22 protein-coding genes are annotated in these 18,603 nt (G+C 61.7%); 9 read left to right on the forward strand and 13 right to left on the reverse strand.

Annotation, left to right across the window (positions count from 1 at the left end; genetic code table 11):
- Positions 1-2 precede the first annotated feature (2 nt).
- Both SB786_RS31035 and SB786_RS31040 read left to right on the forward strand, forming a co-directional pair.
- Complete coding sequence (locus SB786_RS31035) at positions 3-596, forward strand: type 4 pilus major pilin (protein WP_212195972.1); 594 nt, start codon at positions 3-5, stop codon at positions 594-596.
- Positions 597-605: 9 nt separating this feature from the next.
- On the forward strand, positions 606-1,808 hold the full coding sequence (locus tag SB786_RS31040; protein ID WP_410730796.1) for a hypothetical protein: 1,203 nt from the start codon (positions 606-608) through the stop codon (positions 1,806-1,808).
- Between the two features lie 751 nt (positions 1,809-2,559).
- Here SB786_RS31040 and SB786_RS31045 read toward each other — a convergent pair.
- The 6 genes from SB786_RS31045 to SB786_RS31070 all read right to left on the reverse strand — a co-directional run bounded on the left by SB786_RS31045 (position 2,560) and on the right by SB786_RS31070 (position 7,765).
- Positions 2,560-3,576 carry a CAP domain-containing protein gene (locus SB786_RS31045; protein WP_410730797.1) on the reverse strand — a complete coding sequence of 339 codons (1,017 nt, stop codon included), beginning with the start codon at positions 3,574-3,576 and terminating at the stop codon, positions 2,560-2,562.
- A 224-nt stretch (positions 3,577-3,800) separates the two neighbouring features.
- Positions 3,801-4,160, reverse strand: coding sequence for a hypothetical protein (locus tag SB786_RS31050; protein WP_410730798.1), 360 nt, complete (start codon positions 4,158-4,160; stop codon positions 3,801-3,803).
- A gap of 7 nt (positions 4,161-4,167) precedes the next feature.
- Positions 4,168-4,362, reverse strand: a complete 195-nt coding sequence (locus SB786_RS31055) for a hypothetical protein (protein WP_410730799.1) — start codon at positions 4,360-4,362, stop codon at positions 4,168-4,170.
- A complete protein-coding gene (locus tag SB786_RS31060) occupies positions 4,349-5,551 on the reverse strand; it encodes a FlhC family transcriptional regulator (protein ID WP_410730800.1) in 1,203 nt (400 codons plus the stop codon). Before SB786_RS31060 ends, SB786_RS31055 begins: the two co-directional genes overlap by 14 nt.
- A 49-nt stretch (positions 5,552-5,600) precedes the next feature.
- Entirely contained in the window at positions 5,601-6,836 is a 1,236-nt protein-coding gene (locus tag SB786_RS31065) for a hypothetical protein (protein WP_410730801.1), read from the reverse strand.
- Positions 6,837-7,063: 227 nt separating this feature from the next.
- Complete coding sequence (locus SB786_RS31070) at positions 7,064-7,765, reverse strand: nuclease-related domain-containing protein (RefSeq protein WP_410730802.1); 702 nt, start codon at positions 7,763-7,765, stop codon at positions 7,064-7,066.
- Positions 7,766-8,188: 423 nt separating this feature from the next.
- Here SB786_RS31070 and SB786_RS31075 point away from each other — a divergent pair, with 423 nt between their 5' ends.
- The 6 genes from SB786_RS31075 (at position 8,189) to SB786_RS31100 (ending at position 12,392) form a co-directional block, all read left to right on the forward strand.
- A complete protein-coding gene (locus tag SB786_RS31075; RefSeq protein ID WP_176091250.1) occupies positions 8,189-8,551 on the forward strand; it encodes a hypothetical protein in 363 nt (120 codons plus the stop codon).
- A 113-nt stretch (positions 8,552-8,664) separates the two neighbouring features.
- Positions 8,665-9,114 carry a hypothetical protein gene (locus SB786_RS31080; RefSeq protein WP_194794388.1) on the forward strand — a complete coding sequence of 150 codons (450 nt, stop codon included), beginning with the start codon at positions 8,665-8,667 and terminating at the stop codon, positions 9,112-9,114.
- A complete protein-coding gene (locus tag SB786_RS31085; protein WP_410730803.1) occupies positions 9,102-9,941 on the forward strand; it encodes a hypothetical protein in 840 nt (279 codons plus the stop codon). The genes SB786_RS31080 and SB786_RS31085 overlap by 13 nt, the downstream gene beginning before the upstream one ends.
- 11 nt (positions 9,942-9,952) lie before the next feature.
- Entirely contained in the window at positions 9,953-10,540 is a 588-nt protein-coding gene (locus SB786_RS31090; protein ID WP_410730804.1) for a single-stranded DNA-binding protein, read from the forward strand.
- A gap of 393 nt (positions 10,541-10,933) precedes the next feature.
- The gene (locus SB786_RS31095) at positions 10,934-12,070 is read left to right on the forward strand and encodes a hypothetical protein (RefSeq protein ID WP_410730805.1); all 1,137 of its coding nucleotides are present in this window, start codon (positions 10,934-10,936) and stop codon (positions 12,068-12,070) included.
- Between the two features lie 94 nt (positions 12,071-12,164).
- A complete protein-coding gene (locus tag SB786_RS31100) occupies positions 12,165-12,392 on the forward strand; it encodes a hypothetical protein (RefSeq protein ID WP_244099264.1) in 228 nt (75 codons plus the stop codon).
- A gap of 45 nt (positions 12,393-12,437) precedes the next feature.
- Here SB786_RS31100 and SB786_RS31105 read toward each other — a convergent pair whose 3' ends face one another.
- The 4 genes from SB786_RS31105 to SB786_RS31120 all read right to left on the reverse strand — a co-directional run bounded on the left by SB786_RS31105 (position 12,438) and on the right by SB786_RS31120 (position 14,309).
- Entirely contained in the window at positions 12,438-12,692 is a 255-nt protein-coding gene (locus tag SB786_RS31105) for a hypothetical protein (RefSeq protein WP_410730806.1), read from the reverse strand.
- The gene (locus SB786_RS31110; RefSeq protein ID WP_410730807.1) at positions 12,689-12,844 is read right to left on the reverse strand and encodes a hypothetical protein; all 156 of its coding nucleotides are present in this window, start codon (positions 12,842-12,844) and stop codon (positions 12,689-12,691) included. The genes SB786_RS31105 and SB786_RS31110 overlap by 4 nt, the downstream gene beginning before the upstream one ends.
- A gap of 115 nt (positions 12,845-12,959) precedes the next feature.
- Positions 12,960-13,295 carry a hypothetical protein gene (locus SB786_RS31115; RefSeq protein WP_212195985.1) on the reverse strand — a complete coding sequence of 112 codons (336 nt, stop codon included), beginning with the start codon at positions 13,293-13,295 and terminating at the stop codon, positions 12,960-12,962.
- A gap of 9 nt (positions 13,296-13,304) precedes the next feature.
- On the reverse strand, positions 13,305-14,309 hold the full coding sequence (locus SB786_RS31120; protein ID WP_410730808.1) for a PRTRC system protein D: 1,005 nt from the start codon (positions 14,307-14,309) through the stop codon (positions 13,305-13,307).
- 1,408 nt (positions 14,310-15,717) lie between these two features.
- Between SB786_RS31120 and SB786_RS31125 the strand changes: the two genes are divergently transcribed.
- Positions 15,718-16,860 carry an integrase domain-containing protein gene (locus SB786_RS31125; RefSeq protein ID WP_410730809.1) on the forward strand — a complete coding sequence of 381 codons (1,143 nt, stop codon included), beginning with the start codon at positions 15,718-15,720 and terminating at the stop codon, positions 16,858-16,860.
- An 88-nt stretch (positions 16,861-16,948) separates the two neighbouring features.
- Here SB786_RS31125 and SB786_RS31130 read toward each other — a convergent pair whose 3' ends face one another.
- The 3 genes from SB786_RS31130 to SB786_RS31140 are packed head-to-tail and all read right to left on the reverse strand — an operon-like array spanning position 16,949 to position 18,577.
- Positions 16,949-17,326, reverse strand: coding sequence for a hypothetical protein (locus SB786_RS31130; protein ID WP_410730811.1), 378 nt, complete (start codon positions 17,324-17,326; stop codon positions 16,949-16,951).
- Positions 17,323-17,769 carry a hypothetical protein gene (locus SB786_RS31135; protein ID WP_410730812.1) on the reverse strand — a complete coding sequence of 149 codons (447 nt, stop codon included), beginning with the start codon at positions 17,767-17,769 and terminating at the stop codon, positions 17,323-17,325. The genes SB786_RS31130 and SB786_RS31135 overlap by 4 nt, the downstream gene beginning before the upstream one ends.
- On the reverse strand, positions 17,753-18,577 hold the full coding sequence (locus SB786_RS31140; RefSeq protein ID WP_410730813.1) for a hypothetical protein: 825 nt from the start codon (positions 18,575-18,577) through the stop codon (positions 17,753-17,755). Before SB786_RS31140 ends, SB786_RS31135 begins: the two co-directional genes overlap by 17 nt.
- Positions 18,578-18,603: the final 26 nt, after the last annotated feature.

An 18,603-nucleotide genomic window follows, 5' to 3' on the forward strand; every position in this document is an offset into this window, starting at 1 on the left:
AATTGAACAAGACCGACAAGCCTCTCGTGGTGAAGCGTCCATACATCGGCAAAAGTCGTCGCAAACAGAAGGGTGAGCTGTCGCTGGTTGAAGCGGCCGGCGTGATGGCGGCCATGGCGCTGATCGTATTGGGGATCTACATGGGGCGCGGGTACATCATGGATCGGATTCATGCGTATCAGTTCAAGAGTGAGGCGCAATACTTCCGCAGTGGGATTCAAGAGGCAACGGCCGGAGAAATCGACTTCTCGAGTGTCACGATGCTGTCGCTCGCGATGAACCGGGCTTTCGACACGGCAGGCCGTCGATTGAACAGAGTATCTGGTGCGCTGACCGGGCTCTTCGGCGGTGCCGTTACCGCGGCGCCGGCGACCGTGACGGCGACGAACGACGCAATCGCCGTGACCTATCCGATTCCGGCATCCGTCTGTGCGTTGTCGGCCGATTCTGTTGCGGCTGCGTATACGCAGGTCAAGGTGAACAACACGACGATTTCCGGGCCGGGCACCACGTTCAATTCGAGCACGGCTGCCACGGCGTGCGCCTCTTCTGGCGACACGGCGAGCATCGTCATGTACGCGACGAAAGACAATTGAGGACCGACGATGCTCAGCATCATTGAAGTCGTGATCGTGCTCGTTGCCGCTGCGCTGATGACGTTGCAGGGCATCCAGCGCGACGTCGAGAAGCGCCGGCACGACTTGCTGAGCGTCGAAGGGGAGAACCAGGCGGTCATCAACGCTGCGTTGTCGAAGTGGGTAACCGATAACTACGGCGCGCTGGTAGGGCAGATGGTCGGCGGTAAGACGACGGCCGTCACGCCACCAACGTTCGCGGAACTGCGCGCCGCTGGGTATCTGAAGGCGAACTATGCAGCCGGCCCGTTCTGGGGCGGCAGCTACATGATTCAGATGAGCGTCGGGCCGGATGGCTGTTCGACTGGATCGACGTCGTGCCAGGTGAGCTACGTCTTCTACTCGTCGCAGCCGGTGACCAGGCTCGGTCAGCCCGATGTTGCCGGCGCGGGAGCGGTCGCACAGGCGGCAGGCACGGGCTTTGGATTCTCCACGACGCAAAACTCCGCAGTGGTGCATGGCCTGGGCGGGAAGTGGACAGCCAACAATCCGGTACCCGGCGCGCCTGCGGCCATCGTGATGGCGACGAATGGACCGTCGTCGGACGGAAACGCGGTGTTCATCCGGCGTGACGGAGCTCTGAAGTGGACCGGGAGCCAGGATGTCAACGGCGTTGATCTTCACAACGTCCGCAACATCGACGCAACGGGGACGATCGCGGCGCCGACGCTGGCCGCGTCGAACGCAGCGGTCAGCAACGCCGTCCGGACTCCCGGGACGCTGCTCGTGCAAAACGCCGCGGGGACGGCGCCGGCACCGATATCGACCGGGGACGGCACAGTCAACGGGCAACTGCATGTGACGCAGTCGATCACGCCAGGCGCGATCGCAACGCCGCGTGCATGGTGCCCAGAGAACGGCGCGATGGCCCAAAACAGCGATGGCCGGGGACAGGTGTTGTCCTGTCAGGACCACGCATGGTTGCCGGTCGGAGGGCCCGCGCTTCGACATGGGTATTTCATGGTGCAGAACGGCTGGGGGGTCCCGGCTCCGAATTGCGCAACCGGAGGGACACCACAAATCGTCTTCAGCCCGGTGAGCTTCTACGTGAATCCGACGGCGACCGTGAATGTCTCAGCCTCGGGCAGCGGCCCGTGGACAGTGTTTATTACAGACGGGAACGGCAACGGGATCGGCGGCACGGCTGTCGTTGAAACGTATTGCTCGTACTGAGGGAGAGGCAAGTGAAAAGTTGGAAGAAGTGGTGCTTGGCCGTGCTGCTGTCGATTGGGGCGAGCAGCGCATTTGCAGACGGTTCGTGCCAGCCAGGGTTCAGTCTTCGGTCGTATCCGTTCTACGACAAGGCCGGTGCGTATATCGGGATGCGCCAGGCATGCGCGCCGATCCCGTGCACACCGGGCTATCAGGATTCGACGTGCGCGGCACCGTTGCGGAACGGGTTAATACCGCAGCCGCAGTGCCAGTCTGGCGCAGGCTGGACGACGGTAGCGGCCTCGGTTTGGCAAGGATCGCGATGGTCGGAACCACAGTGCAATTACGCTGCTCCCCCAGGGTGTCCGAGTGGCTGGGGAACGGCGAGCCCTGCGATGTGGACCGGTACATATTGGACCGCGCCAGTTTGCACGGCGCCGGCGCAGAATCCTTCTACGCGAGACTGGGCGACGATTTGCAACGATGCGGTTAGGACTTATTCGGGCGGTAGGTTCAAGGTCACGTTTCAGGCGGGAGATTTCCACCAGTACCAGTTTGGGACTGGCGTGGTGACAATGGTGGGCAGCAACTGGGGCAGTGGGCCATACTACGTAAATGGCGACTACCAAGGGACGGATTACGAATTTTTTTGCGCCGTTCGAATAGACAATGGGGCCGTCTACCAATTCTACGCAACTCCGATTTCCGGCTATCAAGGCGGATAAAAAAAGCGCCCATCTCGGGCGCTTTTCTACTCTGTCGGCTTGTACAATCAGCCGACGACGTTACCGGTCGTAAAGCTGAAGTTCCGTGAGAATGCGGTACCGTTCGCCGTCCCATTGATCGTCACACTATAGGTCGTGTTCGGTTGCAAGGGCGAAGTCGGATAGGCAACGGACTGATACTTACCGAGCAGCTTGTTCGGATCGGAGTCGGAATTGAGAACCTGAACTGCGACCGCGCCCGAAGGGCCAGTGATCGACGCGGATTGCACGACGATCACATCAGTGAGATTGCCCATAACGCTAATCGGCGTTCCCCAGCCGACGTTACTCGCATTCGGCGGCATAGGGATCTCACTCGTCTCCTTGTAGGGGACACCTGTCACGCCGTCGCACGGGAAGGTGGCCGGCGCGTTCGATACGCTCTTGCTTGTGGTGTTCAGGAGACTCATGGACATCCATGAGTTGGTGAACTGGAACGAGCCGCTGGTGGTTTGTGTCTGGTACTCGCCGATGCCGACCGTTTCGATCGGGAATGTGGCCACGTCGGAGTGATAGACGCCGCCGACAAGCGAGTAGACCGCTTGTTGCCCGTACTGCGCGTCAGTGAAGGTGCCCGAGCCAGTGGCCACGCCAACACTTACTCCGAGTCCAATCGCACCGGTCGGGAATTTTGCAGCCGTTGCGCGATCGATGTAGCTTGCGCCTGTGTATCCCTGATTCGTCGCATTTTCGGTGTCCGTTACCGCGCCATTGAGACCCATGTACTTCGCATGATTCTGCGCTGCTTGGTCCAGCACGGTATTCTGCTTGAGCGCCGGGAAGCCACACTGGGTGCGGTACTGGTTCAGCAAGTTCATCGCTGCGAGCTGCGCGCTGCCAGCCGCGTACTGCGGCGTATCAACAGTGCCCGGAACGCTGGTCGACGGTGGGTTCGACGGATTCGGGTTGTTGCCGCTCGACCCCGTGTTCGTGCTACCACCATCGCCGCCACCGCCGCAGGCAGCGAGGGCGAGCGCAGCCACTACCGACAGGGCGGACAGGCTGATTGTCTTGAGCTTCGTCATTATTTGGAGTCCTCGTCTTGTTGTTGGGTCCGCACCCTGCGAACCCTTGAATCCATCCTACCGACGCGGCGGCGAAGTCAAGTTCGCGCGGCCGACGGCCCAGTTTTTGAAATGGCTTGGGCGAGCCAAAAAACGCCAATTCTAGATTACGGATAGATTTCGTCAGACTTAATGGTGATCGGGCAAAAAAATCCCGCCATCGGGCGGGAATCAAGGTTTGGCGATCATTTCCGGCGCTTCCGGTGGAAGACCCGCAACCCCACGAAAACGGCGCCGAGCAGCACCGTCGATTTGTAGGGCATTGCCGAAGACACAGCGGGAACGACCTGCGCACCGACGTACATGCACGTGAGCGCCGCCAACACCTTGCCGAACCAGGGCCTGGCGAGCATTCCGAGCATCCGCGGCGGTTGGCTCCCGACCCACTCCGGGTATGCCTCGTTGACCTGTTCGAGCTCGAACGTCTCGGCCAGCTTCTCACGCTCGGATTGGTAGAACCGCTCGTATCGCTCGAATCGGCCGTCGCCGCGGCCGTCAAGCCAAGCGGCGTTGCTCTCGTCAACGAGGTAGGCGAGATCGTCCATGGCCGGTCTAGTGGACGTAGAGCGCGGCCCACGGCATAGCCGCCCGGACGTCGACGATGACCTTACCATCGGCTTCGGAGTAGTACTGCTCGGTCTCGATGTCGTACCACGCGAACTGCGGGCGGTGATCCGCGTTGATCACGATCAGGCTGGCAGGCAGGTCGGGAAGGGCATCCCGCGAACGATCGTTACTGTGCGTCATGGCGTGCCCTCGATTTATTCCCACGGCGCTTCATGCCAAGCTGCCCCGTGCATGCCGGACAGTCGAAGCTATGGTGCATCTCGATCTTCGTCTCGTTGTTGCTCACGAGGTATTCCGACCGGCAGGACCGGCACGGCGCGATCGTAAGTCGGTTGTCCGCGGCCATTGCCCGCGTCAGGTTGCAGCCACGGTCGACCGAAATCGCGTGCTGGCCACCGAAGATCTGCTGATAGACGTCGTTGGTGGCGATCAGGGCTTGTGGTGCGTTCGCGCCGGCCGCCAGCGCCGCGCGATACAGCCAGGTGAAGATCGTGCCGTGCAGACGGTTGGTCGGCGTCTCGACGAACCAGGAGAGCGAGTTCGGCGTGTTTCCGCACGGCGAGCTGGTGCCGTGCATCTCGAAAAAACGCTGCCGCATCGCGTTCTGATTCAAGCGGAACAGGCTGGCTGCCGTGGATGCGCGGCAGCCGTATGCCATCAGCGCGCTCGCATAGGTCTCGTTCTTGTCGCGGGGCAGGCGCAACTCGCTCCAGCCGGCCTTGCCCGGTGCGTTGTTCATCCGGATCGGGGAGGTCGCCATGATCTGGTGCGCCACCATCTCGTCGGTCAGGTTGCTGGCCGTGAACTGATACCAGAACGTCGGCGAATTGAAGCGCCAACGGAAGAGCGGCAAGCCGTTCATCTTGCCGAGCGCGATTCTCAGTTTGTAGGTGGGCACCGAAACGAGATAGGCGGCAACCTCGGTTGTGATGCCGAGAAGCGGAGCCGCAAGCACGCTGATGTGAATGACGCTCGTGACCAAGTCGAGGAAAACTCGGTTGTGGTGCTCGACAGAGAGTTTCGCGAGCGCATCCAGCGGGGGCAGCTTGCGAATCAACTGGTCGACAGCGACGGTCGTCGGCGTGTCGTCGACGAAGCAGCGCCAGTCCTCAACGGACTCAAGTGTCGGGGCGACCATCAGGAACGGCGCGCGAAGGAGGTTCCGCAACGACGCCTCGTTATGTTTGACGTGTTCGATCTCTTTGCGCTCGACGGCCAAGATTTCGTTGAAGGCGCCATCCATTTCCAACAGCCATCTCATCTGGTCGACCAGGTCGAAATTGGTCTCGCGGATGCGATCGGCCAACCAGTTGGGTACGTACAGTCGTTCAATCGACCGATAGGTCTCTCGCGAGTTTTTCTTTTCCATTTTTCTGTCTCTCTTCAACTACACAGCAACACTGCGTGGCCCATCCGAATCAGGCACGAGCGGCCGCCATCACCTCGCCATGAAACTTGCCGATCAGGTCGCCGAATGCCTGAAACAACGGTTTGAAGCGGCCGGGATTGCCGTCCGCGGTGGCGAGCAGCTGCGCGCTGTGATACTCGTGAACGAATGAGCTGAAAGTGTCGATCAGGCTGCGGATTTTCTTCTCGAGAACCTCGCCCGCTTCGATCGCCGCACGGTGCGTCTGTACGCGTGCCTCGAGCTCCGACAGCTGGGCCTGCGCTTCTGCGAGCTGGTCCTTAATGGCCGTGTGCTCGGCGAGCTTTGCTGCTACGGCTTCTTCGAGGGTCGCGTAGGAAGACGGGACGGTCGGCACCTCGACGTCTACCTTGAGCGGGTTCGCTTTGAGCTTGGCAATTTCTGCGGTGAGCTGCTCAACCTCACGCTCCTTGCCCGCGATCGTGTGCTGCAGTGTGCTCACCTGCTTGCCGGTCGAGGCCAGCGAAACCTGAGCCTCCTGCGCCTTGGTCTTTTCGCGTGCCTGTTCTTGCCGGACGTTAGCCAGTTCTGCCGACAGACGATCGATTTCCCGTTGAGCGTCGTCCAGCCGCCCAACCGTTGCGGTCAGCTGCGAGGTCGCCTCTTCGATGCTGTTGTCCTTCCCGGCGATCTGCTCCTTCATGGAAGCGATAAGTGCGGTGACTTCGCTCTTGGTGAGGGTGGGGTCCTCACGCTTCGCATCGATCACCTTCTCAACAATCTCGTCGCTGATGTTGTTGTGGACCAGCAACGACATGTCGCTGATCGTCAGCATTTCGACCGCGCCGATGTTGTTCGAGAATTTGTTGTAGCACCGGATGTACAGGCTGACCGAGGACTTCGATTTTCGGAACAGCTTCGTGAGGAACGAGTAGACGAGTTCGGCGGCAATGTTTCGGACCTTCCGGGTGTCGCCCTGCGTGCTGACGTAGTGCCCGATTACAGACGCATGGATGTGCGCGAAGTTGCCGCCGATCCGCATATGTTCCTGCAGAATCTTACGGGTGGAGTGGGCGACCTCTTCGGTCTCGTGGATGATGATCCGAATCAGGTTCTCGGGCAGGTCGCCGAACATCTCACGTGCGGTTGTACTCAGCTCGAGCTTGTCGGGAACGTGCGCGAAGGTGGCGGGCAGGTCGAGTTCGTCGGCCTCCGACGTCGGATGGTCGGGAACAGTCGGATTGAAGCTCTCATCGTCTTCGGGTTTCTTGTTCGGTTTCTTGGACAAAATCCTCTCCAATTTAAGTGGCCTTCCCTGGCACGGGTTGGGCTGCTGGTCCGATCAGGGCATGCCTGTCGGACGTAAGCGAGACTTGGGGTGTGCACCAGCTTACGCGGCGCATTTCAGCGTCAATGGCGGAAAGCTGCACGAAACAATGCGTCTTTCGCGGAAACGACGCGCGTCGGCAATCTGAAACGAGAAGTTACAGATTGTTAGAAAATGTAAACCGATGATCATATGTTTACGGATGAATTCCCGGCAACTTTATGGCGGTGGGCCAATAGCGCTGATCCGGTCGGGTCCTCGACGCTCAGGCGCCGCACGACGTCCCATGCAGCCGAGACGTTGATGTTCGGATTCCCCGATTTCATGTGGCGATCTCGTTGGGTCCGCAACCAGTAGCCAAGATCGCGCAGGGTGACCAAGGCAAGCGGCAGGTCGGCGGATAAGGTGCAGGCGTCGTGGGAAAAGACACCGAGTCCCTGCACGTTCCACGTCGCCGGCAGCGTGCCGCGCAGGAAGGCGACCTTTGCCCGGTTCTGGCTGATCGGCGAGCGGCGCTCCTCCAGCCTGCCGCCCGGGAGGTGGCAAACCACCTGATCGGCGATCCGGCCGGGCAGGATCGTGCCGGCCCAGTTCTTCGTCTCGATCACGAAGATGCCGAACGGCGTGACGACGAGATGATCAACCTCGGCAGTGGGAAACTCGGTACCCGGTGCGTGCAGCAACAGCAGCGCGGTCGGGTGCACGTAAAAGTCGTTGCCGCATAGCTGAGCCAGGATGCGGCGCAGCTCGGCGTACACGCGTGCCTCACCGGCGTCGCCCGACGCCTGGCTCCGCGTCAACGGTGGGGTAGAAGGGTGACACGGGTGGGATGTCGCGTATTGCTTGTAAAGTACCCACGCACCGCAGAGAAGGATGATTGTCCAGAGCATGTGGATGCGCCTCGTTTGTTGAAGTGACGCGTCCAGTTTGTCTCGTATTTTTCGAAGTCAAGTTCCGGAGAAAGCTATACGTTTTTCTGGAGCATTCTCGGTTTAGCCCCACAACCGGTTGCGTTGCGACAGCGCGTCCAAAGCTGTACGCGATTGGCGAGCATTCGGCGCTGTCCCTGCATCGACGCGGCTTACCCTACTTCTATCTCGCGTTTTTGACGCATCGACCTTCCTGAGCCAGCTGGCTCTGCCATCTCGCGGCACGCCCGCACCTTCCTTGCAATCGGCCCTGAGCTATTTCGTGCGCTGACCACGTGGTCGCGGACGAAAGCGCTTCGCGCCGATTTCCTTGCTCGTCCCGAGCATCGAAACCACCGGGCGTTGTCCGGACATCCCCTTGGTCAATTTTCTCTGGAGAGAAGCATGTTGAAATCCATGTTCATCGGCGCGTTCAAATCGCCCGGGAAGTTCCTCGCTCTGTGTTTGGCGCTCTATATCGCTACGCAGTCGATCGTCGTTGCGGTATTCGTGGTGGTCGCAGCAGTTAGCCACTTCAAGAGCAGCGCGAAGAAAGAGCCGCGGTCGCCCGAGCGCGACAGCACCGATGGCCACGAGGTCGACACCGCTCCGCAACAGGCGAAGCGCGGCCAAGCTGCACCCGCACGTTCCGACGTGCAGGTCGCCCCGACCCCGCAACGTCAGTATGCGAAGTCGGCTGTCGTCATCCCCATGAACGCTCGGTCCAACTCGACCGGCGCCCACTCACTGAAGACGGGCACGAAGTAAGTCGCCCCAGTCCGGCCGTGCGAAGCAATTCGCACGGTCACCTCCATCTCCCACCGGGAACCACGTTCCCGGCAAGGGGAATGAGGTGCCCGGTCGTTATCCGGAGCACGCTCATGGAACCGCATGTGGCTGGTTGGCAGCTCGACATGTTCGGCAGTGCATCGCCGATTCTCATCACCCCCCCTAAACCCGATCCGCTGCCGGACCCCGCTCTCTGGGAACCGCACGTACGGGAGAAGCTGGCCGAGGCCGTAGTCTTCTTCGCCCTCGACAGCAGGCATAGCGACAACGTCCCCGAGGCGCTGATCGATTGCGCCGAAATGCTGCATCACCGGCTCTGTAACCGCGCAGTCGACAAGGTCGACTATTACGCGACGCTGGGCTGGATCATGGAGCTTTGGACGGGCGCAATTCCGTACCGGGTTGTCTGCGCGCTTGGCCGGGTGCGTCCGCGTGCAATGCAGGACGCGATCCGCGACATTCCGCTGCTCAACTACGACTTCAATCGACTCAACCGTTGGTGCAGCGGTCAACTGTCCCTGGAGGCGCAATGGGTGGCGTAGCGATGTTCTTCACTCGCATGCTTGCGCAGGCGTTTCCAGGCGGCCCCCGAGCCTCGACGGTAACGCCGCCGCCGCCGTCGTCCCGACAAGCTGAACGCACGGTGGGCACTGGCGCATCCAACGAGACGTTCGTGACGATCGACGGGGTCGCCCATCTGTTCGTCGACGAAGGCGACTGCGTGGTCGAATTTGTGCCCGCCTTCGACGATGCACCTGGCGACACGATGTTCGGCACGAAGATCCTGCCGGCGCTCGCGCCACATTGGGCGATGGTGCACGAGCATCCGGTTCCGCTAAAGGACGCGATCGCAGCCGCGATCCGACGTGCAAGCCTGCCGGCGTCGCCCGCCTTGGGTACGACCCCGACCTTTGCGGCCGCGAAGCAACGCCCGGCGCAGTCGGCGGATGAGCCGCGATCGGTATCTGGTCACGACGACGATGAAACCCGCGCGTCGGCGACCCGCCAATCCAGTCGGGTGTCGAGTCCGAGGGGTGGCACTGATGCGTCGTCGCGCTCCTCCGTGGTTGAAGGCCGGATCACTGGTTGGGGCGAGGAAACCTTTCCCGATCGTCGACCCGGCAAACAATCGCGCACCTACCGTTCCTTCGCGCTTCGTCTCGATACGCGGGACGGGGAGCGAACGCTGCAGGGCGAAGGCCTGAAAGAAGCGATCAACGAGTGTGGTTGCCGCGTCGCCGACGTCGTCACGGTGAAGCGCCTTCGCAAGATCAAGGTGCCGGCTTTCCGCAACGACGACGGCGAACCCATTCTCAAGAACGGCCAGCAAGTCATGTGGGACAAGTGGCTGTGGTCCATCACGAAATGAAGGAGTTTTAGATGGCATCTGTGAACAAAGTCATTATCGTCGGCAACCTCGGTGCCGATCCGGAAGTGCGCTATTTGCCCAGTGGCGACGCAGTTGCCAATGTGCGCGTCGCGACGACCGATCGCTATAAGGACAAGGCTACCGGTGACTACAAGGAAATGACCGAGTGGCATCGCATTTCGTTCTTCGGCCGGCTGGCCGAGATCACGAGCGAGTACCTGAAGAAGGGCAGCTCGATCTACGTCGAAGGTCGCATCCGTACCCGCAAATGGCAAGGCCAGGACGGGCAGGATCGTTACTCGACCGAGATCGTCGCTGACCAGATGCAGATGCTCGGCGGCCGCAACAGCGGTGGCCGCGGCGAGGGCGCTGATCACGGTGGCGATGGGGGCTTCGAGCAGGGCGCCCGCCGGCAGGCCGCTGCGCCGGCATCCCGGCCGGAGCCCAGCCAATCTGGCGCGCGCAACTCGGCGCCACCTCAGCAGTCGGCGCCGCCGGCGCAAACGCAGTCGTATGGTGGCGGTGGCGGTTTCGACGAGATGGACGACGACATTCCATTCGAATCGTGGTACCCGCGCAAAGCGTGGGCCGCGCTCTGATCCCGGAAAAGCTCACCATCTGGTTTTACTCTCCCGTTTTTTCTCACCTTTAGCGTGCGACGTGCCTTCGGGCACTTCGCACGCAGTCCTTCTTCCCCCCGCATTTCCCTGTCCCTCTGACGTTGCTGAACCAAGCTGACGCGCTCTCGTGCGGCTTCGTTGAGCAAGCGTTTCTGCGCCTGTCTCAGGCATCGAAAAACCCGCAGTCCAACTGGAGAAATCCGTGAACGTGAAGTGCTTTTGCCTTTCGTCCCGCACGGGGCTCTTCGTGTTGCGTCGATTCGACGCGACGTTGGAGCCCACTGGGGCCGAAAGTTTTGGTGATCCATCTGTGCTGACCATCCGAGTGATGGCGGCACGCGTTTCCGCCGTCGGGCGAATGGAGGACGAATCATGCGCGAGAAACTGGTTCTGGCGAACCTGAACTGGTCGAACATTTTTCCGCACTACATCGACACCCGGTTTCTGAGTGGGAAAGGGCGTTGGTGGACGTGTCCGCTTTGCGAAGGGGAAGAAACGTTCCGAATCTATCCAGCGGAGAAAGATCCCAATGGTGGCTGGTATTGCGCGCGCTGCCTGAAGGGTGGAACGGGGGTACAGCTGATCCACGAGGTGACTGGCAAGCCGTATCGCGAGATCTACTACGAGCTCGAGACTGGCAACTACAACGATGGGATTCCCCCCGAGGTGGTGCGCAAGGTGAAACCTGTCCCGGTCCGGCCTGAGAAAAGCGACGAGCAGAAGTGTCGCGAGATGCAGGCCGCGTGGGATGGGGCCGTGTCGGTGACTGTCGATTCTCCTGTCTGGAGATACCTGTCCAACAGGATTCCCGGGTTACAGCCCGAGTGGATCGGTCGGGACGTGCGTTGCCATCCTGGCATGGAGTACATCGACGCCTTCGGCAAGAAGCAGGGGGCGTTTCCGGTAATGCTGCAGCGTGCGCGATCGCAAGCTGGGAAACCGCGGCGCGTCCATCGCACCTACCTGACGCTCGATGGCGAGAAGGTTCCCTTTCTCACGAAGAAGGGGAAGTCGCGAGCGAAGCTGGAGATGAGCGCGCCGACCGGCAGTTTCGGCTCGTCGGTCCTGCTCAACACAACGCGGTCTCGCACGCTTGCTCTCGTCGAAGGCGCAGAAACCGGCTTTGCGGTCGTCGCCCGATATGAGAACCGCATCGAGGTCCGTTGCCTGCTGAACTGCGGCGGCCTCGAGCATGCCGACATCAACTGGGACGACTACGACCACGTGATCATCTATGCGGATCACGACAAGGTTGACCAGCGGAGGGGTTTCCGACCGGGCGAGCACCACGCGCAGATTCTTGCCGAACGCATCCGCGCACACGGCAAGCGCGTTTCGATCGTGAAGTCGGTGGTCGAGGGCGTGGATTTCTGCGACGTGTGGAAGTTGCAGTACCAACGGCGTGTGCGACAGCGCGAAGTTGTGCGCGCCAGGCAACTGGCGCGGGAGGAAACGCGGAAACGGAACCTGACGCGGATCCGCAGTAGTGGAATGTACGCGGCAATGTGACTTTGGCGCCGGCAGTAGCCGGCACTCTCTTTTCTTACCCGGTGGGGATACGTCCCCTCCGGGTCGTATCGTGCCGGGCTACATCACGAGGTGGATGATGGGCTCGTTTCGACTTCTGCTGGATGAGTTTGAAGTAGTGGAGGTGCCGCCCAAGGCGGCTGTCGAGGGCGCGGCGGACCTCTTCGAAGGTCCTCGCTTCGATGTGATCGATCGGCTGCTGCAAGGTGATGATCGGTACGTCCTGCGGGATGAAGCCTTCCGACCGGCAGTCGACTTCTGTATGGCTTGGCTCGAGGAAAAGGCGAAGAGCAGAGAGCACTAAATTTGGCGACAAGCGGCTTCCTTCGGGAAGCCGCTTTTTTTTTGCTCAGTCGCGCGAGAGAAGGAGAGCGAACCGGAGGATGAACTTGAAGATACGCAAGATCCCGCTGGCCCAAAAAGTTCCTATCGCACCAACGAGGAGAAACAGCGCGGCGAGGTCGCCAGCGCCTCGGTTGTGCATAAACGCACCGGCGGCGAAGACCAGCGAATATCCCAAGATGAGAAGAAGGCGGCGCAGGACAAACGGTAGGGCGCGGAACCCGCGCGCCATGGCGGACAGGGTGCTGGTGATCGCGTTCATTGCTCGTCCTCGACGTTGGCCATGTGGGCGTGCCATGCCTCGACGCAGTATTCCGCGGCAATCGCGGCTGCGGCCATCGCCAGCCAGAAGTACGGCGACGCGAGCTTGTGAATCAGTTCCCCGTTGCGAATCCACTCGATCAGTTCCAGCATCTTTTTCTCCTTTCCCGGTGCAGGACGCAAAGCGCGTCATGAATACCAACCTCGTACTGCTATTTTCTCAGGTTTGCCCGAAAAGCAAGCCGGGATCCGTCTGGCCGGCCGCAAATCACATCCATGCCCCAAGCTGGTCGTGGAGAGCGTCATCGAAGCTGGTCTGATCGTGGCTTCCGTCGCCCACGCTGAGCACCTGAAATTCTTCTTGGTCGACCGTGCTAACCGCGCGTGCCGCCGCATGTTGTCGCGGCGTGGGCGTCGCCAACGGTGCTGTCGTCGCGGGCGCGGCGACGGCTTGGCCGGTCAATTCCTGACGCAACGCCGATTCCGCCAACGCCTTGAGTACGGCGGCCCTCCGGCGGGCCGACGGACACGAGCTCAGCCGCCCGAACAGCAGCGGCGACACGAGCTCGTTGATCGTAATGGTCATCTCGATCTTGTCGCTCATGCCGGCTCCTTAGCGTCGCTCGCGCGCGAGACTGGATTCCCCGACAAGCAGGAAGCCTCGTACGTTCGCGAGGCACGGCGCGTCGATGACCTCGATGACGACGCGTGGGAACGCGCGCCGGAGGATGGCCGCGAACAACGCTGCTCCCCCACCGGAAAGGATGATGGACCGGACGTTCGCCAGCCGGCCGACGTTGTTCTGGATTTCCTTCACGACGCCGGAGATCAAAGGGTGCGCCTGCTCGAGATAGGGCCCAAGGTCGATTTCGTTCCCGTAGAAGAAGAATGGCGTCTGCTCGCGAAGCGCTTTGTCGATCCGCTCGATGTCCTCAACCGCGTCACCTTGGTCGCGTGCGATCAGCTGCGCGATGCGCTGGTAGATCTGCGATGCGCCGCCGGGCATGCCGCCGCTGCGCCTTTCGTCCATCGCGAAGCCGGTCGCGTACACCCAGTCGGTCGTGAAGTAGCCGACGTCGACCACGAGATGTTCAACGTCGCGGCCAAACCCGCCTTTCCGATTGCTGGACGCGAGGACGAGCGAGCCGAGCGGTTGCGGAATCACCATCACCCTGTCGATCGTCACACGCCCGGCGCCGAAATCCAGCGTGCCGGTGAACCGGTCCATCAACTCGTTCGCGTACTTCTTCAGGTTGTGAACCGGGAGGCCGAGGACCAGGCGCTCGATATGCGTCACGCCCGCAAAGTGGATCGCACCGAAGAGCAGCGCGGCGTAGTTGTTCGTGAGGATGTAGTCGTCGGCCAGGGCCCGGCCGGTGTTGCCATACGCGGCCGTCAGCGAAACGTCCGGGCCAACCTCGTACTCGACCTGATCGATCACGATGGTGGCCACTTTGCGGGCGGTCAGGACACTGTCGCCGTAACCGGCGATCGAGCGGCTGGCTGCGAGCGGCGCGAGGGAGGGGAACATGCCGGTGGCGACGTTGTTGTTCGCGGCGCGGTACGCGGACTTCGTGTTGCCGTAACCGACGTCGATAGCAAAGACAGCAGTTTTCAAGGGCGACTCCTTTGGTCGATAGTGTGAGATGGCAGCTGCAACGTCGAACTTGGATCTGAACTTCGGCACGGCCGCAATACGAAAGTCCTAGATAGAGTCGGACATTGAGCGGAGGCCGATTTCGAAGTCGGACATAAAGTGGGAGATTGCAGTGGCGAGCCCTTGAATCTCCCGGATATAGTCCGAGATTGCGTGATTCAGTCTATCGAGCGGTTCGTGAAGTCAAGTTTTGGAAAGCGGCGCACTTCCCGCCAGCTTTCGCGCGGTCGAGCGTGACAAAACGGCCTATTCTGGGCATCACCTACCGCGTCATCGACGCATCGACCCCGAGCGCCAGGCGCTCACACCTCCCTTCCGGCCCGTTCTGGGCCTCCAACGCAGTGAAATGACCGGGCCGCACATTGACGCGGCCTTTTTCTGAAGCAAATCAAGTACACAGTGGTCCACCTTGAGGACCCCTGGACAGTGCGATATCCATACGATCGGCGGCGGCTTGCCGCAATGGCACGCAATGAGGACATGTGGACACCGGACAACGGACAGTTCACGCGGCCCCGATTGCGTCTGCTCACGCCCTTTCAGCGAAGGAGCTGGGTGCGTTCAGGAAGCCCGATACACCGCGGCCGACATGAACGTGCTTGGGGGCGGGGGAAGTCTTGCGAACCGGAAAGACCGGTGTCGCGATTCCCTGATTGGAAGAACGAACGGTAGGCGCAGCCGTAACCAAAATGCGCAACAGGAATTGCCCGGCACATAGCCCGGCGCTGACGACCGCTTGGTTCGTCGACGCCGAGACGCGCGAGCGTCAGGCTGGCAGGGTAGCCACGAAGCTGATCTGGGCGGAGTCAATCCGCGCAGCGCGTCCGACAAGCGGGCGGGAATTGGTCGGCGACGGTTTGCGCGAAGCGCGGACAGCGTCGGTCATGGCAGCAGGATGGACAGTCGGATTGCATGCTCTTCCCATGCAGCGGGCTGATCGGATGGAATCGCTAAAGGACAGGAAGCAGCAAGGCCGCGCCGGCGGAATCCGGCAAAGCCGTCGGCGCGGCAGCGCGACGGAAGCAGTGAATCCAGCGAGGCGTCAGGTAGGGGCGTCATGCAGGAAAGGTGAACGTCTATGGTTCAACGCGCACGGCGGAAGCTGACTCCCGCAAGGGGGCGCACGGCAACCGGACGCCGGGCCATGCGGAGCGCGTTCTGCCTGCCTCGACGACGGGTAGGCGCGTCGTACGATGGTTTGCGAATAGACGGCGGCAGTCGTTGCAGCGCGGGTCGCGAGGCGTTCGTGGAGCGGGAGATCTGGGGGCGACGCTGAAGGTTTCAGCAGCCTCAACAAGATCGTTTGATGGAATTGGGCGGATCGGATTTCCGCCAGGTGCATGCGGCACCGGCCGCAAGGAGTAAGTGTATGGCTGCGATCCTCAACGTTCGGGCTGTTGTGGGCCGCTATCGACTGTCGCCTGAGCTGCGTGATGCGTTGCTGGTGCTCTTCGATCAGCACGTCGCGGAAATCCACAGCACGACGCGGATCAGCAAGCGTGCGTTGTCGATAAAGACGCAGGAATACCGGGTGACGGCGATTTGCAAGGCATTCGTTGAACTGCGCGAAGGTGGGTTTGCGGTGCAGACCCCTTGGTCGCTCAAGTCCAAGCACGTCGAATACCTCGTCGACCGCTGGGTAACGGACAAGCAGTCGGGCGGCACGATCGAGAACAAGCTCACGTATCTGCGGGCACTCGCGCAGTGGATGGGCAAGGCGAATCTCATTGGCACACTCGGCGATTACGTCGATCGAAGTGCTGCGGGCCTCGAGCGCAGCTACGTGGCGACCGAGGACAAGTCATGGACCGCGAACGGTGTGGACGCGGCCGCGAAGATTGCGGAGATCTCAAGGACGTGCCCGTACACCGCGGTGCAACTGAAGCTGCAGGCCGCGTTCGGCTTGCGCGTCGAAGAGAGCTTTATGCTCCGCCCGGTCGAAGCTGTGCGCGACCCGCGCACACTCGACGTTACGCGGGGAACGAAGGGCGGCCGGCCGCGGGAGGTCCCGATCGAGCGGAAGATCGAGATCCTTGAGGAAGCAGCTCGCCTGAGCAACGGGGTTACGGGATCGACGATTCCTGCCGGCCGGACATTGAAGCAGTGGCGCGACTGGTACTACTACGTCCTGGCCAAGCATGGCGTGACGAAAAGCGGAATCGGCGTAACGAGCCACGGGCTGCGTCACGAGTATCTGCAGACGCTCTATGAGCAGGTGGCCGAGGTGCCGGCGCCAATCAAGGGTTCATCGGCGCGCCCCGATCTCGCCTTGCACGAGGACGCGAAGCGCCGGGTCGTCGAGGCCGCTGGCCACAGCCGTCCGTCGAAGGCGAATGCATACCTGTCGACGTTCGCACGGCAGACGGCACTGAAGAAGGCACTGCCGTCGATCGACGAGACGATGACTGCGCTCGCAGCCGCTGGCGGCAACAAGAGCCACGCCGCGGCGGCACTGGGCATTTCGAGGCAGGCGCTGTATCGGTTGCTTGCGTCGCCTCCGGGTCGTCAGTGACCGGCACGGCGAGATCTCATTGCGTTGTTGCGGAAGAGGCTGTCCGCGTTGTCAGGACGAGTTGGCAGCCGACCGCGTCCGTTGTGACTCAGGATGGGTCGAACGTGATGGGCATCACGTCGTAGCTCTCCCGGCCGGAAAGCGGTGCAGCTGGATGCGTCAGCTCCCACATTCGGTTCTTCTCGGACCAACTGTCCCATTCGTGCTCAGGCGCATCCAATCCCGGTGAGTTGATGCGCATGGCTTCATGTTCGCGACACCGTTGTGCGAAGCTGTCGGCGGCCTCTCTGCTGGCAAACGAGCGGACCGGATCGCTACCTTCGTACATCGTGGTCGCCAGGACAATGAAAATCTCCCGGTCCCGTTGACGTTCGTTCGCCGCGGCGCCTTGCTGAGGTTGCCGTGCGGCGTCCAGTCTCGGCGTGGTCAGTACGCCTTCCACGTGTTTTCTTTTTGTAGCGGTCATTCATTCCCACCTGTCGTTTCCAGGTCGAACAGATCGCCGATGGCTTTGCGCGCCCGGCGCGTTGCTGCGGCCTTGACCCGCCGATGTTCGGCGTCGTGCTCAAGGCGGCAACGCTGGCAGAGCGCCTGCAAGTTGTCGTCGGAGGCGTCCTTATGCGCGCGGTCGAGGCGCACGACGGAGAGAGCGATCCTGGTCCACTTACAACCGCGGTACTCCGATGCCTTGCAGTAGCCGAGCAGCCGGCCGTCGTCGGCCGCGAAGACCTCGCCGTCGCCCGCGAGGCGTTGGAACGTGCCGGCATCCTTGTCGATGCCGCGCACGATGTCATCGCCGCTCGCTACTTGGCACTGCTCGCAGCGATTGCCGGCCCTCGCGAGGATGCGCGCGCGCGTCGCGTGCCATGTGGCCGAGGGGCCCCGGCGTGCGTCAGGATTGATCTGCATTGGACACTCCGTCGGCCGCCCGGTCGGTGCCGGCAGCGGAACCGGGCGGCGCATCGGCGTCTACAGCTGCGCGCGCGGCTCGAGTAGCAATTGGGTACGTCTTGTTGACGCCGATTTCGGTTAGGTACGAAAGTGCCTCGGTGGCGAGGCCCTTCCATTCGCTCGAGCGACGCATTGCGGAAATCATCCGAAACATGAACGTCGCCATCTTCGTGACGCGCGGGTCGCGCATCGGATCGAGGGCGGCCGTGCCATCCGCGGCAGACGCGACCGCACGACCCCCGAGTACGTATTCTCGAATCACCTTCATCGAGTGGGCGTCCGCCTCTGCCGTCGCGCCATCAAGACGCGACTCGTGGAGTGGCGTGCGCATCCGATCGAGCGCCGCGATAACGGCGGCGGGGACGTGGCCTCCTGCTGCCTCGGATAAGTCGCCGTCTGGTGCACGAGGGGGCCGGTCCATGTCGATCTGAAGCGATCTTGCCGTAGCCTGGCGAGCATCGCCGCCGAACCGAGCTTGGGTCGTCACGTGCTGCTTTTCCCGTGCGAACAGAGCATATGGGCCTTCCTCGGTGTCGTAGATCTTGAGAAGCTGCCAACCCTCGCCGGCCGGCGTTGTCGGGGTCCACCACCTGCAGTTGAAGTCGCCCGATTCCAGATGGCGTTCATAGGCGTCACTGTCGACTTCGCTTTCCATCGAGACGAAAGCTGATTCGATGCCAAAGGCGGCGAGGAATAGATCCGCACGGACGCTTTCATCGCATGCGGGGAATGCCGGATGCGTAAGCCATCCGTTCTCGTCACGCACGATCGCGCGGGGAGCAAGCAGCGCTC

The sequence above is a fragment of the Burkholderia sp. SIMBA_062 genome, from assembly GCF_046534765.1.
In the GTDB taxonomy this organism is placed as follows: Bacteria; Pseudomonadota; Gammaproteobacteria; order Burkholderiales; family Burkholderiaceae; genus Burkholderia; species Burkholderia ambifaria.

What these genes read in the sequence shown, in the direction of transcription:
- SB786_RS31040 (WP_410730796.1), top strand. Translation starts at nt 606, where the DNA reads ATGCTCAGCATCATTGAAGTCGTGATCGTGCTCGTTGCCGCTGCGCTG.
- SB786_RS31045 (WP_410730797.1), bottom strand. Translation starts at nt 3,576, where the DNA reads ATGACGAAGCTCAAGACAATCAGCCTGTCCGCCCTGTCGGTAGTGGCT.
- SB786_RS31050 (WP_410730798.1), bottom strand. Translation starts at nt 4,160, where the DNA reads ATGGACGATCTCGCCTACCTCGTTGACGAGAGCAACGCCGCTTGGCTT.
- SB786_RS31055 (WP_410730799.1), bottom strand. Translation starts at nt 4,362, where the DNA reads ATGACGCACAGTAACGATCGTTCGCGGGATGCCCTTCCCGACCTGCCT.
- SB786_RS31060 (WP_410730800.1), bottom strand. Translation starts at nt 5,551, where the DNA reads ATGGAAAAGAAAAACTCGCGAGAGACCTATCGGTCGATTGAACGACTG.
- SB786_RS31070 (WP_410730802.1), bottom strand. Translation starts at nt 7,765, where the DNA reads ATGCTCTGGACAATCATCCTTCTCTGCGGTGCGTGGGTACTTTACAAG.
- SB786_RS31075 (WP_176091250.1), top strand. Translation starts at nt 8,189, where the DNA reads ATGTTGAAATCCATGTTCATCGGCGCGTTCAAATCGCCCGGGAAGTTC.
- SB786_RS31080 (WP_194794388.1), top strand. Translation starts at nt 8,665, where the DNA reads ATGGAACCGCATGTGGCTGGTTGGCAGCTCGACATGTTCGGCAGTGCA.
- SB786_RS31085 (WP_410730803.1), top strand. Translation starts at nt 9,102, where the DNA reads ATGGGTGGCGTAGCGATGTTCTTCACTCGCATGCTTGCGCAGGCGTTT.
- SB786_RS31090 (WP_410730804.1), top strand. Translation starts at nt 9,953, where the DNA reads ATGGCATCTGTGAACAAAGTCATTATCGTCGGCAACCTCGGTGCCGAT.
- SB786_RS31095 (WP_410730805.1), top strand. Translation starts at nt 10,934, where the DNA reads ATGCGCGAGAAACTGGTTCTGGCGAACCTGAACTGGTCGAACATTTTT.
- SB786_RS31100 (WP_244099264.1), top strand. Translation starts at nt 12,165, where the DNA reads ATGATGGGCTCGTTTCGACTTCTGCTGGATGAGTTTGAAGTAGTGGAG.
- SB786_RS31105 (WP_410730806.1), bottom strand. Translation starts at nt 12,692, where the DNA reads ATGAACGCGATCACCAGCACCCTGTCCGCCATGGCGCGCGGGTTCCGC.
- SB786_RS31110 (WP_410730807.1), bottom strand. Translation starts at nt 12,844, where the DNA reads ATGCTGGAACTGATCGAGTGGATTCGCAACGGGGAACTGATTCACAAG.
- SB786_RS31115 (WP_212195985.1), bottom strand. Translation starts at nt 13,295, where the DNA reads ATGAGCGACAAGATCGAGATGACCATTACGATCAACGAGCTCGTGTCG.
- SB786_RS31125 (WP_410730809.1), top strand. Translation starts at nt 15,718, where the DNA reads ATGGCTGCGATCCTCAACGTTCGGGCTGTTGTGGGCCGCTATCGACTG.
- SB786_RS31130 (WP_410730811.1), bottom strand. Translation starts at nt 17,326, where the DNA reads ATGACCGCTACAAAAAGAAAACACGTGGAAGGCGTACTGACCACGCCG.
- SB786_RS31135 (WP_410730812.1), bottom strand. Translation starts at nt 17,769, where the DNA reads ATGCAGATCAATCCTGACGCACGCCGGGGCCCCTCGGCCACATGGCAC.